General features: G+C 73.0%; 13 protein-coding genes. 5 read left to right on the top strand and 8 right to left on the bottom strand.

The window, feature by feature from the left end; translation table 11 throughout:
- The first annotated feature begins 224 nt into the window (after positions 1 to 224).
- Complete coding sequence (msrA, locus tag RM812_RS22535; RefSeq protein ID WP_311575045.1) at positions 225 to 737, top strand: peptide-methionine (S)-S-oxide reductase MsrA; 513 nt, start codon at positions 225 to 227, stop codon at positions 735 to 737.
- Positions 738 to 845: 108 nt separating this feature from the next.
- Here the strand turns inward: msrA and RM812_RS22530 are convergent, their stop codons facing one another.
- Positions 846 to 1,964, bottom strand: a complete 1,119-nt coding sequence (locus tag RM812_RS22530) for a hypothetical protein (RefSeq protein ID WP_311575044.1) — start codon at positions 1,962 to 1,964, stop codon at positions 846 to 848.
- Between the two features lie 97 nt (positions 1,965 to 2,061).
- Here RM812_RS22530 and RM812_RS22525 point away from each other — a divergent pair, with 97 nt between their 5' ends.
- Positions 2,062 to 3,216, top strand: a complete 1,155-nt coding sequence (locus tag RM812_RS22525; RefSeq protein WP_311575043.1) for a cystathionine gamma-synthase — start codon at positions 2,062 to 2,064, stop codon at positions 3,214 to 3,216.
- 16 nt (positions 3,217 to 3,232) lie between these two features.
- Here RM812_RS22525 and RM812_RS22520 read toward each other — a convergent pair whose 3' ends face one another.
- The 3 genes from RM812_RS22520 to RM812_RS22510 form a co-directional block, all read right to left on the bottom strand.
- On the bottom strand, positions 3,233 to 3,490 hold the full coding sequence (locus RM812_RS22520; protein WP_311575042.1) for a hypothetical protein: 258 nt from the start codon (positions 3,488 to 3,490) through the stop codon (positions 3,233 to 3,235).
- Positions 3,491 to 3,551: 61 nt separating this feature from the next.
- Positions 3,552 to 4,070, bottom strand: coding sequence for a sigma factor-like helix-turn-helix DNA-binding protein (locus RM812_RS22515; protein WP_311575041.1), 519 nt, complete (start codon positions 4,068 to 4,070; stop codon positions 3,552 to 3,554).
- A 132-nt stretch (positions 4,071 to 4,202) separates the two neighbouring features.
- Positions 4,203 to 4,703 carry a MarR family winged helix-turn-helix transcriptional regulator gene (locus RM812_RS22510; RefSeq protein ID WP_449657846.1) on the bottom strand — a complete coding sequence of 167 codons (501 nt, stop codon included), beginning with the start codon at positions 4,701 to 4,703 and terminating at the stop codon, positions 4,203 to 4,205.
- A gap of 169 nt (positions 4,704 to 4,872) precedes the next feature.
- Here RM812_RS22510 and ilvA point away from each other — a divergent pair, with 169 nt between their 5' ends.
- Positions 4,873 to 6,102 carry a threonine ammonia-lyase gene (ilvA, locus tag RM812_RS22505; protein WP_311575040.1) on the top strand — a complete coding sequence of 410 codons (1,230 nt, stop codon included), beginning with the start codon at positions 4,873 to 4,875 and terminating at the stop codon, positions 6,100 to 6,102.
- A 428-nt stretch (positions 6,103 to 6,530) separates the two neighbouring features.
- On the opposite strand, the gene greA is transcribed toward ilvA, so the two are convergent.
- Together greA and RM812_RS22495 are read right to left on the bottom strand one after the other, a co-directional pair.
- A complete protein-coding gene (gene greA / locus RM812_RS22500) occupies positions 6,531 to 7,028 on the bottom strand; it encodes a transcription elongation factor GreA (protein WP_311575039.1) in 498 nt (165 codons plus the stop codon).
- Positions 7,029 to 7,221: 193 nt separating this feature from the next.
- On the bottom strand, positions 7,222 to 7,620 hold the full coding sequence (locus tag RM812_RS22495; protein ID WP_311575038.1) for a DUF4307 domain-containing protein: 399 nt from the start codon (positions 7,618 to 7,620) through the stop codon (positions 7,222 to 7,224).
- Between the two features lie 212 nt (positions 7,621 to 7,832).
- Here RM812_RS22495 and mca point away from each other — a divergent pair, with 212 nt between their 5' ends.
- Together mca and RM812_RS22485 are read left to right on the top strand one after the other, a co-directional pair.
- Positions 7,833 to 8,714, top strand: a complete 882-nt coding sequence (mca, locus tag RM812_RS22490; protein WP_311575037.1) for a mycothiol conjugate amidase Mca — start codon at positions 7,833 to 7,835, stop codon at positions 8,712 to 8,714.
- Entirely contained in the window at positions 8,707 to 8,952 is a 246-nt protein-coding gene (locus RM812_RS22485) for a hypothetical protein (protein ID WP_311575036.1), read from the top strand. Before mca ends, RM812_RS22485 begins: the two co-directional genes overlap by 8 nt.
- Before the next feature lie 265 nt (positions 8,953 to 9,217).
- On the opposite strand, the gene RM812_RS22480 is transcribed toward RM812_RS22485, so the two are convergent.
- Positions 9,218 to 12,427: a tetratricopeptide repeat protein gene (locus tag RM812_RS22480; protein ID WP_311575035.1), complete on the bottom strand. Its 3,210-nt coding sequence runs from the start codon at positions 12,425 to 12,427 to the stop codon at positions 9,218 to 9,220.
- A 183-nt stretch (positions 12,428 to 12,610) separates the two neighbouring features.
- Positions 12,611 to 13,210 (bottom strand): TetR/AcrR family transcriptional regulator, encoded by a 600-nt coding sequence (locus RM812_RS22475; protein WP_311575034.1) that lies wholly within the window; start codon positions 13,208 to 13,210, stop codon positions 12,611 to 12,613.
- Between the last annotated feature and the right edge of the window lie 25 nt (positions 13,211 to 13,235).

Genomic DNA, 13,235 nt, shown 5'->3' with positions numbered 1-13,235 from the left:
CAGGGGTGTCCGACGCGAGCCAGGTGATCATAGAGCAGCGTTGAGTGTCCCCAGCATCGCAGTCGGACGGGACAGATCGGAAGCACCGGGCATGGCCGCGCGGCCGGTCGGGCGGGCACGGAATCGCCTGGAACCCTCGTGCGTTGACGAGTGTGGGCGTGAGGTGCCGGTGATGTGCCAGCCGCGGAGCCCGATCGACCGAGGTACAGATATTGGAGGGCGCAATGGCTGCGCAAACGCAGAGGGCCGTGCTTGCGGGCGGATGCTTCTGGGGGATGGAGGAGCTGATCCGCCGACTTCCGGGCGTCACGGCGACCCGGGTCGGATACACCGGGGGAGACGTGCCGAACGCGACGTACCGTGACCACGGCACGCACGCGGAGGCCATTGAGATCCTTTTCGACCCCGAGCGGACCGACTTCCGCACGATCCTGGAGTTCTTCTTCCAGATCCACGACCCGAGCACCAAGAACCGTCAGGGCAACGACATCGGCCTCAGCTACCGCTCGGCGATCTACTACGTGGACGACGAGCAGAAGCGGATCGCCGAGGACACGATCGCGGACGTGGACGCCTCCGGACTGTGGCCGGGCAAGGTCGTCACCGAGGTGGAGCCGGTCGGCCCCTTCTGGGAGGCCGAGCCCGAACACCAGGACTACCTGCAGCGTTACCCGGACGGCTACACCTGCCACTTCCCGCGCCCGGGGTGGCGGCTGCCCGCCCGCGCCCAGGACTGATCCCCGAGGACCGACCGCGCGGGGACCGACCGTGAGGTGGGCGCGGCCCGGCGGAATCCCGCCGGGCCGCCGCGCATCGGGGGAGACCACTCAGACCGGGGAGACCCCTCAGTGGGGCAGGGTCGCCGGGCTGCCGCCGTTCGCCTCGTAGCCGGCCACCGCCAGGGCGCGGTAGACCGCGAACTCCGCCGCCGGGTCGGTGGACAGGGACCACGGCAGGGCACCGACATGGCCGTCGATCAGTATGAGCTGGTTCATGGCCTCGGCCCAGCGCTCCCCGCGGACCAGGAAGAAGACCAGCAGATGGCGCACGTGCGCCTGCATCGGGTCGTCGCGGCGGGCCGAGTGGACGGCGTGCAGCGCGCCGTGGACCGCCTTGGTGACGACCTCGCTCTGGTAGAAGCCGCTGACCAGATTGACCTCCGGCAGGTGCTCGAAGACCGCGAAGAGCGGCATCGCGGCGAGGAGCGAGCCCTGCGGGGCACGGGCGGCGGCGGCCTCCGCGAAGGAGTACGCCAGCTCGCGGGAGCCGTGCCACTTCTCGCACCAGTAGTGCAGGGCGGCCAGGTGCGCGCCCATGTGGTTCGGGGCACGGTCGAGGATCTTCAGCCAGAGCTGTTCGAAGTCCTCGCGCGGGTAGCCGAGGCCCCGGGCCACCGACAGCTCGGCGATGTACGGGACCGGGTCGCCGGGGGCGAGCAGCGCCGCCTCGCCGCAGGCCGCCTTTGCCTCCTCCATGATGATCCGGAACTCGTCCGTGCCCGGCGTCGCCGTCCGCCACGCCTGCTGCACGAGGAACTCGGCGTGCACCGCGGCGCCGCCCGCGTCCTTGGGGGCCTCGGCGCGCCACACGCGCAGCCACTGCCCACCCGGCGTCTCGCCGACCCCTCCGGGCCGCTGCGCCAGCTCCAGTGACGCGGCGCCCGCGAAGGCCTGCACGCGCTGCCAGCGGCGCTCACCCTCCGCCTCGGTGCCGGCCAGGAGCTGCTGGGCCCCCCGGTAGTCCTGCGTGCGCTGCACCAGGTCCAGGACGTCCAGCAGGTCCTGGTCGGGGCCGGGCATGCGGATGTCCAGCTCCTCCTCGCGGGCGAAGCCGTAGTTCGCGGGGTCCGCCGCGTCCGGGTGGCCGGGGTGGACCAGGCCGACCGCGCTCCGTCGGCGCCGCAGAACGGGAAGCAGCACGAAGCCCAGCATGACCAGTGCTATCAGGACCCAGAGAATCTCCATGCCTCAAGCGAACCAGACGCCGCCGACAATTGGCCAACCTGTGCCGCGCCCTGTGGAAGAACGCGCGGAGCGTCCTGCGCGGCTACCCTCGGTGCCCATGAGTGACAGGCACATCAGTCAGCACTTCGAGACGCTCGCGATTCACGCGGGCAACACCGCCGATCCCCTGACGGGCGCGGTCGTCCCGCCGATCTATCAGGTGTCGACCTACAAGCAGGACGGCGTCGGAGGGTTGCGCGGCGGCTACGAGTACAGCCGCAGCGCGAATCCGACCCGTACGGCCCTGGAGGAGAACCTCGCCGCCCTGGAGGGCGGGCGTCGCGGCCTCGCGTTCGCGTCCGGACTGGCCGCCGAGGACTGCCTGTTGCGGACGCTGCTGCGCCCCGGCGACCACGTGGTCATCCCCAACGACGCGTACGGCGGCACCTTCCGCCTCTTCGCCAAGGTCGCCACCCGGTGGGGCGTGGAGTGGTCGGTGGCGGACTCGAGCGACCCCGCCGCCGTGCGGGCGGCGCTCACCCCGAAGACCAAGGCGGTGTGGGTGGAGACGCCGTCCAACCCGCTGCTCGGCATCACCGACATCGCCGCCGTCGCCCAGGTCGCCCGCGACGCCGGGGCCCGGCTCGTCGTCGACAACACCTTCGCCACGCCGTATCTGCAGCAGCCCCTGGCGCTCGGCGCGGACGTCGTCGTGCACTCGCTGACCAAGTACATGGGCGGCCACTCGGACGTCGTGGGCGGCGCGCTGATCGTCGACGACCAGGAGCTGGGGGAGGAGCTGGCGTTCCACCAGAACGCGATGGGCGCGGTCGCCGGGCCCTTCGACTCCTGGCTGGTGCTGCGCGGCACCAAGACGCTCGCGGTGCGCATGGACCGGCACAGCGAGAACGCCACGAAGGTCGCCGAGATGCTCACGCGGCACGCGCGCGTGACGAGCGTGCTCTACCCGGGGCTGCCCGAGCACCCCGGGCACGAGGTCGCGGCCAAGCAGATGAAGGCGTTCGGCGGCATGGTGTCGTTCCGCGTCGAGGGTGGCGAGGAGGCGGCCGTCGAGGTCTGCAACCGCGCGAAGGTGTTCACGCTCGGCGAGTCCCTGGGCGGCGTCGAGTCGCTGATCGAGCACCCGGGCCGGATGACGCACGCCTCCGCCGCCGGTTCGGCCCTGGAGGTGCCGGCGGACCTGGTGCGCCTGTCGGTCGGCATCGAGAACGTCGACGACCTGCTGGCTGACCTGCACCAGGCCCTGGGCTAGTCCGGAGCTCACCAGCTCACCAGCCCTCCCAGCCCGTCACGGGTGGGGTGGTGTCCGACGGCGGCTCCACCCAGGGCTGGGCGACGAGCGCCCAGACCGTGAACGCCACGGCCGCGGCGCAGAGCAGCAGCCACAGCAGGCGGCGGGCGGCGGTCCTGCGCCGCAGCATGCGTCCGCCCCGGCGCAGGGCGTCGGCGTACAGCTCGGGCGGCACTCTCGGCGGTGACTGCTCCATGATCCGCCGTGCGGCGGCTTCCCGTTGGGGGCGGTTCACCGGGGCCGCCTCCGCGTCCGCCACGTATGCGTGCCGGTCGTCGAGCCGGTCGTCGTGCCCGTCATGGCGTCGCCGCCTTAGCCTCCGCCTCCGCCTGCGCCGCCCGCCGGGCCGGCCGGGCGGGAGGGTGCAGCAGGGTGGCCGTAGCCCGGTCGCAGATCGTCCGGACGCGTTCGACGGGCAGGCCCAGCAGGGCGGCCGTCTGTTCCTCGGCGACGCCCTCGTAGAGCCTGAGCACCAGGATCAGGCGTTCCTGCGGGGCGAGCCCGCCCAGGGTGCCGGCGGGGTGCCGGCGGGACCGGCCGAGGCCTCCGCGGTACCGGTGCCAGGCCTCGCGGGCGAAACGGGTGGCCAGATACTGGCGGGCGAGGTCGTACGGGTCTTCCCCGCGCAGGCGGTCCCAGCAGGCGTAGGTGTGGGCGAGGGAGAGGCCCAGCAGACGCCGCGCGTGCGGGTTGTCGTCCGGCGGCTCGGCCGTGAGCAGGGTGGCGGTGTGCAGCAGCCGCCCTGCCGCGCCCGCGACGAACGCCTCGAACTCCCCTGCCCGGTGGGCACTACGGGACGCATGCCGTTCTCGCATCGCGCCTCCCGCCCGGAGGGCGACGGCCCCCGGGTCTCGTACGACGACCCTTGAGGTCTCCTATTCAGGCCAGGGGCGGCCCGCCGGTCAAGAGTCCGGTGCGATCCGCCGCGGAAACCCTCGCGGGGTCGCTCAGGAGACCGACGGCGACTGCGGGCCCGTCACGCCCTGGGGGGTCATACGGGCGGACAGGGCGCCGTTGAAGCGCGTGAGGAGCGTGCAGAACGCCTCGCGCTCCTCCGGCGCCCAGTCGTGGGTCAGTTCGGCCATGAGCTGACGCCGGGAGGAGCGGACCTCCTCCAGCCGCGACACGCCGCGCGGGGAGAGCTGGAGCACCACCGCGCGTCCGTCCTCGGGGTGCGAGGTCCGCTTGACGAGCCCGGTGTCGACGAGCGGGGCCACCTGCCGGGTCACCGTCGAGGAGTCGATCCCCATGCTCGCGGCGAGTGCCTTGACGCCCATCGGGCCCTCTTTGTCGAGGCGGTTGAGCAGCAGGTAGGCGGCGCGGTCCATGGAGTTGCGCACCTGCCCGACGCCGCCGAGCCGGGTCTGTTCGGCACGACGGGCGAAGAGTGCCACCTCGTGCTGGAGCGTCTCGAGAAGACCGGTGTCACCGGCGGTCGTCATGGCCATCGACATTTCGGGTGTTGTGGGCATGGCCGGGGGCTCACTTCTTGGAGGGCTGCTAATTGGGGGACAGGGTACGCGGCCGGGCGGCGAGGCGTACGGGCGCCGGACAAAGCCGGTCTCGGAGGTTGGTCACAAAGGTCCCGGACTTCGGTGAACTGCGATGCTGGGACGTATGAGCTACAGCGCGGCCGCCCTTGTCCGACCCGTCACCCTCGACGACGTGCGCGGAGCCCAGAAGATGCTCTCGGGCGTCGCGCGGGTGACGGCGATGGAGGGCAGCAGGCACCTGTCCCAGCTGGTCGGCGCGCCGGTGCACCTCAAGTGCGAGAACCTCCAGCGGACGGGTTCGTTCAAGCTGCGCGGCGCCTACGTCCGGATCGCCGGCCTGCTGCCCGAGGAGCGGGCCGCCGGGGTGGTCGCGGCGAGCGCGGGCAACCACGCGCAGGGCGTGGCGCTGGCGTCGTCGCTGCTCGGAGTGCGTTCGACGGTGTTCATGCCGAAGGGCGCCCCGCTGCCGAAGATCAGCGCGACCCGGGAGTACGGCGCCGAGGTGCGGCTGCACGGGCAGGTGGTCGACGAGACGCTGGCCGCCGCGCAGGAGTACGCGGAGCGGACGGGCGCGGTGTTCATCCACCCCTTCGACCATCCGGACGTCATCGCGGGCCAGGGCACCGTCGGGCTGGAGATCCTGGAGCAGTGCCCCGAGGTGCGGACCGTCGTGGTCGGCATCGGCGGGGGAGGGCTGGTGGCCGGGATCGCGGTCGCGGTGAAGGCGCTGCGGCCGGACGTGCGGATCGTGGGCGTGCAGGCGGAGGGCGCGGCGGCGTATCCGCCGTCGTTGGCCGCGGGGCGCCCGGTGGCCGTCGAGAACCCGGCGACGATGGCCGACGGCATCAAGGTGGGGCGGCCCGGTGACGTGCCGTTCGGGATCGTCGGCGAGCTGGTGGACGAGGTCCGTACGGTCTCCGAGGACGAGTTGTCCACCGCGCTGCTGCTGTGCCTGGAGCGGGCCAAGCTGGTCGTGGAGCCCGCCGGGGCGAGTCCGGTGGCGGCGCTGCTGAGCGACCCGGGCGCCTTCGAGGGGCCGGTGGTGGCGGTGCTGTCCGGCGGCAACGTGGACCCGGTGCTGATGCAGGGCGTGCTGCGGCACGGGATGGCCGCGCAGGGCCGCTATCTGGCGGTCCGGCTGCGACTGACGGACCGGCCCGGGGCCCTGGCCACGCTGCTCGGGGTGTTGTCGGCGGTCGACGCCAACGTCCTCGACGTGAGCCACGTCCGGACCGATCCGCGGCTCGGGCTCACGGAGGCGGAGGTCGAGCTGCACCTGGAGACGAAGGGCCCGGAGCACTGCGCCGAGGTCGACCGGGCGCTGCGGGAGGCGGGGTACCCCGTCATCGGCTGAGGGGTCCGATCTTCCCGGCGTGAGGCGTGAGGCGTGAGGCGTGAGGCGTGAGGCGTGAGGCCTCCGGCCTTCGTCGGTCGTCCGCGGCCGCGTCATCGCCCGCGGCGCCTTCCGACCGGCTCAAGGCCGCACCGGGCGGCGAGCGCGTCGGGGTGTCGTTTATAAGCGGCCGTCCACAAGCGGCCGTCCACAAGCGGCCGTCCACCCGCGGACGACCGCGGCCGTCGGCAAGCGCGACCCGACCCGCGTGCCGCGGATTGCCCGGCCGCGGTATTCGGCCGCGGTATTCCGCCGCGACGTCCGGCCGCAGTATTCGGCCGCGACATGACGAAACCCCCGGCGTCACCGGGAGACGCGGTCGGTCTCACCAGGACGTCGGGGGATCGTCAACGGCGGACGGCCGGGCGCGCCGGCCGGGGACGGGCCGGTCAGCCGTTGTACGGCTCGGCCTTGAGGATCCTCACGGAGGCGGGCTTGCCGTTGGGCAGTTCGTACTGCGCGTCCTCGCCGACCTTGTGGCCCATGACGCCCGAGCCCAGCGGGGACTGCGGCGAGTAGGTCTCGATGTCCGAGCTCGCGTACTCGCGCGAGGCGAGCAGGAAGGTCAGCGTGTCGTCCTCGTCACCGTCGAAGGCGATGGTGACGACCATGCCGGGCGCCACCGCGCCGTCCGCGGCCGGAGCCTCACCCACCTTGGCGCTCTCGAGGAGCTGGGTCAGCTGGCGCACGCGGAGCTCCTGCTTGCCCTGCTCCTCCTTGGCCGCGTGGTACCCGCCGTTCTCGCGCAGGTCCCCCTCCTCGCGCGCCGCGGCGATCTTGGCAGAGATCTCGGTACGCGCGGGACCAGTAAGGTATGCAAGCTCCTCCTTGAGCTTGTTGTACGCCTCCTGGGTCAGCCAGGTGACGTTCTCGCTGGTCTGGGTCACGGGTGCTCCTCGTCGGTACTGGGGATACAAATCACGCCCTACCCAGAAGGATGTTCCTCCACGGAAGGGCGAAACCACGAGCCTAACAATTGAGTGGCCAAAGGGGGAGGACATAAGCCACCAGATTCATGTCACCGCAGGTCACAGGTGGCGGATTCGCACTGGTGGACCTCCGTGACGGACCTCGGCGACGTCACTGAGGGTGGCAGCCGAGCAGCTCCGCGGTGGTGCCGGGGGCCTTGGTCCGCAGGGTGACGACCTTGTCGACGCGCGTGGCGTCCCCGGCGAAGCGGAAGTCGGCTCGGCCCACCTCGCCGCCGTCCTCGGCCTGGGAGCGCACCGTGCAGTAGCCGGTGACACCGGCGTCCTTGCGGACCTCCAGGTGCACCTGCACGGAGTCCTCGGCGAGCTCGAAACCGATCAGCTCGCCGCTGATCTTGTTCTGGCCGACGTAGTGGTAGCCGTACCAGCCGATCACCGCGAGCAGGAGGGCGCCGAGCACGGCTCCGACGACCTTGAGCGTGTGGTCCGCCCGTTCGTCCGAGGAGCGGCCGTACCGGCTCTCGGGCGTGCGCGTGGTCGCCGTGCTCATATCGTCCTCTCGGCAGGAGCGGGACGGGCGCGTCCCGGAAGGGGCCCCGGGGCCCGGTCTTCCCCGGCTCCGGAATTATTCGCCCCCCGATTCGGTCACTATAGAAGCCTCCACACGCCACCCGACCGCCGCCCCTCACGGACGCCCCTGCGGGGCGGCGACCATTGGATCGCGCCGTACACCCAGGGCGCCGACTGACCGAGGATTGAGTCTTGACTGACCAGCTGCGACTGATGGCCGTCCACGCCCACCCCGACGACGAGTCGAGCAAGGGCGCGGCCACCATGGCGAAGTACGTGTCCGAGGGGGTGGACGTGCTGGTGGTGACCTGCACGGGCGGCGAGCGCGGCTCCATCCTCAACCCCAAGCTCCAGGGCGACGCGTACATCGAGGAGCACATTCACGAGGTGCGCAAGAAGGAGATGGACGAGGCCCGGGAGATCCTGGGGATCAAGCAGGAGTGGCTCGGCTTCGTCGACTCCGGCCTGCCCGAGGGCGACCCGCTGCCGCCGCTGCCGGAGGGCTGCTTCGCCCTGGAGGACGTCGACAAGGCGGCCGGCGAGCTGGTGCGGAAGATCCGTTCCTTCCGCCCCCAGGTGATCACCACCTACGACGAGAACGGCGGCTACCCGCACCCCGACCACATCATGACCCACAAGATCACGATGGTGGCCTTCGAGGGTGCGTCCGACACCGAGAAGTACCCGGAGGGCGAGTACGGGGCGGCGTACCAGCCGCTGAAGGTGTACTACAACCAGGGCTTCAACCGCCCCCGCACCGAGGCGCTGCACAACGCGCTGCTGGAGCGCGGCCTGGAGTCGCCGTACGGGGACTGGCTCAAGCGGTGGTCGGAGTTCGAGCGCAAGGAGCGCACGCTCACCACGCACGTGCCCTGCGCCGACTTCTTCGAGATCCGCGACAAGGCGCTGATCGCGCACGCCACGCAGATCGACCCCGACGGCGGCTGGTTCCGGGTGCCGATGGAGGTCCAGAAGGAGGTCTGGCCCACGGAGGAGTACGAGCTCGCCAAGTCTCTCGTGGACACATCCCTCCCCGAGGACGACCTCTTCGCGGGCATCCGGGACAATGCCTGACATGAGTGCAAGCGCAAGCCTGGCAATGACGCACCTCGTCACTCTCGCCGAACTCGACGAGGACAAGGTCACCCCCGGTGTCCTCGGCTTCGTCGTCTTCGCGGTGATGGCCCTGGCGGTGTGGGGTCTGATGCGGTCCATGAGCCGGCACATGGGCAAGGTCGACTTCAAGGAGACGCCGGAGGCGGAGGCGGAGGCCTCCGCCTCCGGCGGCCGGGTGAAGCCGCAGCGGGGCTAGCTGGGCGGTGTCGTTCGGGTCTTGCCGGGGTCGTGAGGTCCGGCAAGACCGTCTGCCGCGTTGCTCGGTCGCCGGGGCTCAGCCCCGGCGCCCTCCTACGCCGTGCGGCCGCACGCACCTGACCCCGCTCGGCCTGCCTGCGATGCGCCGTCACCCGGAGCCGGCCTAGCGATGCGCCGTCACCCGGAGCCGGCCGGCCTGATGCGAACGACACCCACGGAGCCGCAGCGGATGCGGGCCGGCAGGGGTGGGTGGCACGGTGGGCTCAGTGCCGGGCCGTGACCGCCACGCCCATCACCTCGCGTGCCTGGCGGTTCGGGACCATGCCGAGGCGCCAGGCCTGCCAGCCCGCCTCCAGTTGGACGCCCCGCTCCAGGAGGAGCTGGTACGCCTCCACGTAGTCGTCGAGCTTCCCGTCCCGTGCCGGATGGCGCGCCCGGGCCAGCTGGGCCAGCTCCTCCTGCGCCACCGCCGTACCGACCTCCACGCCACCGGGGGCGGCGTACGGCAGCAGCGTGCAGCGCAGGAAGCGGGCCCAGTCCTCGCCCCGTAGATCGCCGTACGCGGAGAACAGCGCCGCCGCCTCGTCGCACAGGGCGAGCGCCTGCGGCGTACGGGCGTTGCCCGCGTCCACGACCGCCAGCTCCAGGCAGGTCCAGGCCTCCCCGTGCCCGACGCCGATGCGCTGGAAGTCGGCGCGCGCGTCCACCAGGAGCTGCCGGGCGAAACCGGAGTTGCGCAGCGAGCCGGTCTGGGCGGCGCGCTGGTCGCGGGTCACGCGTGCCGAATGGTGCCGTGCGCAGGCCAGGCCGTACGCGTCCCGCATCCGGGAGAACATCGTGCGGGAGCGTTCCAGTGCGCGCACCGACTGGTCCAGGGCGCCCGTCTCCTCCAGCGCCTGGCCCAGGTAGTAGATGCTCCACGCCTTGCCGCGCGCGTCCTCGTTCTCCCGGTGCCGGGCCGCCGCCCGCCGCAGCCCCTCCACCGCCGCGGACACGTCCCCGTCCACCAGCCGGGCCCGCGCCAGCTGGGTCAGCGCCCAGGCCTCGCCGCGGGCGTCCTGGGTGCGGCCGTACAACTCCAGGGCCTCCCGCAGGTCCGCCTCGGCCCGCGGTACGTCCCCCATGCGCAGCCGCAGCTGGCCGAGCTGGAAGTGGGCCCACGCCTGGCCGTGCAGCGACTCGCCCGCGCGGTGCAGCACCAGTGACTCGGTGAGCAGGTCCATGGCCTCCGCGAGCCGCGCCCGGTCCCGCTGCACCGCCGCCAGCGCGTGCATCGTCCACGCCCGGTCCGTGGCCAGCTCGGGCGGGGCCTGGAGGTCCAGCGCCTCCCGCAGCTTGGCCGCCGCCTCGGTCAGGTTGCCCTGGTGGTGCAGGGTGATGCCCAGCGAGCACAGGGCGCGGGCCGCCCCCGCGTCGTGGTGGGCCTCCCGGTACAGGTCGACCACGGAGGTGAGCGTGGTCCGCGCCTTGTCCAGCTCGCCGAGCTGCCGGGCCGCGATACCGGTACGCCACTGCACCGAACGCACCAGCAGGCCCTGGTCCACGGACTGCGCCAGCTCGCTGATCTCGCCCAGCCGGTAAAGGTCGCCGCGCAGCAGGCAGTAGTCGCACAGCGCGCCCAGCAGGTTCAGCACCGTGCCCTGGTCGACGCCCTCCGCGTGCCGCAGCGCCGCCGTGATGAAGCTCGACTCGTCGTCCAGCCAGCGCAACGCCTCGTCCAGGGAGGTGAAGCCGTACTGCCCGAACCGGTCCGAGCGGGTCGACATGTTGCCGTCGACCAGGCGCAGCACCGAGTCGGCCAGCTCGGCGTAGTTGGCGATCAGCCGCTCCTGCGCCGCCGCCCGCTCACCCGGCTCCTCCTCGTCGGCGAGCCGGGCCCGGGCGAAGGCCCGCACCACGTCGTGCAGCCGGTAGCGGCTGCCCCGGACGTGGTCGATCAGGCCCGCCCGCGACAGCGCCGTGAGCTGCCGGACCGCCTCCGTCTCGTCCGTGGCCAGCAGCGCGGCGGCGGCGGGGGCACCCAGCGAGGTGCGCCCGGCCAGCGCCAGCCGGCGCAGCAGCCGCCGGGCCGGCTCCGGCTGGTCGGTGTAGCGCAGCCACAGGGCCCGCTCGACCGGCTCCACCGGCCCGTAGGCGCCCAGGTCGGTCGCCAGGGCGCGTGGCGAACGCGGGCCCAGCGACGACCCCGCGATGCGCAGCGCCAGCGGCAGCCCGCCGCACAGGTGCCGGATCCGGTCGGCGGACTCGGCGTCGTAGGGCCCCGACGCGTCCTGCGCGGCGGCCGCCAGCAGCTCCTCCGCGCCCGCCGCGTCCAGCGCCTCGACCGGCAGGTGGTGCACCCGCGCGGGCAGGCCGGGCGGCAGTCGCAGGGCCTCCCGCGCGGTGACCAGCACCAGGCTGTCCGACCGCTCCGGCACCAGTGTGCACACCTGCTCGGCGTCCGAGGCGTCGTCCAGGACCACCGTGACCGGCACGCCCGTCAGATGCTGGTGGTAGAGCTCGCCGAGCCGCTTGACCTGCTGGTCCGCCGAGGAGCGCTCACGGAACAGCAGCTGCTCGCGGGGCGCCCCGAGCCGGTTCAGCAGATGCAGCAGGGCGTCCCGGGTGCTCAGCGGCGACTCGCCCGTCGACGAGGGGCTGTCTCCCCGCAGATCGACCACGCACGCGCCGCGGAAGTGGTCCCGCAGTTCGTGGGCGGCCCGGACGGCGAGGGCGGTGCGGCCGCTGCCGGGCTCCCCGTGCAGGACCACCACCGTCGGCTTGGTCTCCGTGCTCGCGCGGGCCGCCTGCACCCACTGCCGCAGCCGCGCCATCTCCTGCCGCCGGCCCGTGAACACGCCCGCCGGCTCCGGCAGCTGCCCGAACGACTGCTCCAGCGCGCTGCGCCCCCGGGCCGCCGCGCTCTTGTCGGCCCCCCGGAGCTTCGGCCCGGTCCTGGCCGGCCCGGTGGACGCGGCGAGCATCCGCTGCTGGTCCAGGAACGGCCGGATGCCCCGCACCTCCAGCGCCGTCAGCCACTGCAACCGCAGCTGCTCGGGCCCGCCGGGCTGGCTGACGGCCCCGGCGCGGTGGTGGGCGGCCGGCACGTGGGACCCGACCACCTTCACCACGGTCGCCGCGGCGCCGACGACCCCGACGGTCACACCCGCGCCCACCGCCGTGCCCGTGCCGGTGCCGAGCGCCATGTCGGCCACCACCGCGGCGACCGCCGCCACGGCGGCCACCAGCAGGGGCGTGCCGGCGCCCTCCCGGGCGTAGCGCTGCCGGAAGGTGAGCTGACCGGCCGCCGCCTCGTCGAGGGCGTGGGTGTAGGCGGCGTACTCCTCGGCGGCCGTCCCCGCCATCGCGTCCAGCGCGCCGCGCGCCCTGGACAGCAGTACGTTCCCGTCGGTACGTCCGCCGGAGCGCCGTACCTCCTCCTCCACGGCCCGCGTCAGCAGCCGTTCGGCCTCCGCGCGATGACTGTCCCGCATGTCGCGCCCCCTCCGGCGGCATCGGTATCACCCGGGTGTCCCCAGACCCCGCTGGGGCTCTCCCGGCCCATTCCGGGGGTCCTTCCCCGGTTGGGCGTCGGTCAAGTGTCCTGCGAGGGGGAGACCCTGGGGAGGGGGCTGCGTGAGGCGGGGCGGCGGCCGTCGGGTGACGCGCCGCCGGCCTCAGCTCCCGCCGTTCCCGGCGCCGCCGTCCAGGACTCCGGCGGTGAAGTCCGCCAACTGCGCCCGCATGCGGTCGCGCGGCACGCGCTCCCTCCCGGCCAGGTGCTCGACGAGATCGGCCCGGGTGGCGGCGAGCAGGGCGTGGGCGGTGAAGGCGCTGCCGGTCAGGCCGGGGATCTGCTCCAGTACGCCTTGCAGCAGGCCGTGCCACCGCTCGTAGTGCTCCGCCTGGTACGGGGAGCCGTTCCCGCCCTCCTCCAGGGCCAGCGCGAGGCGGCGGTTGTCGAGTTTGAAGCACAGGACGGCGTCGAGCAGGGCGGGGACGCGCTGCCGCGGCGGGGTGGCGGGGCCCAGGGGCGGGGGGCCGGCCTCGACGGCCTCCCGGACCGGCTCCAGCCGCGCCTCGTACAGCGCGCGGATCAGGCCGGTGCGGTCGCCGAAGGCTCGGAAGAGCGTGCCCTTGCCGACACCGGCCGCCGCCGCGATGTCGGCCATGGTGACGTCCTCCGGGCTCTCGCGGTGGGCGAAGAGGGCGTCGGCGGCCGCGAGGACGGCCTGCCGGTTGCGGACGGCGTCCTTGCGGGGTTTGCGCTCGGGCATGCGGCTCCTCGTTTGCAAAGCGGAC

Origin of the sequence: Streptomyces lancefieldiae (assembly GCF_031845825.1) — a bacterium.
Taxonomy (GTDB): domain Bacteria; phylum Actinomycetota; class Actinomycetes; order Streptomycetales; family Streptomycetaceae; genus Streptomyces; species Streptomyces lancefieldiae.
Note: the sequence above shows the minus strand (reverse complement) of the source record. Positions and strands in the feature narration are given on the sequence as shown.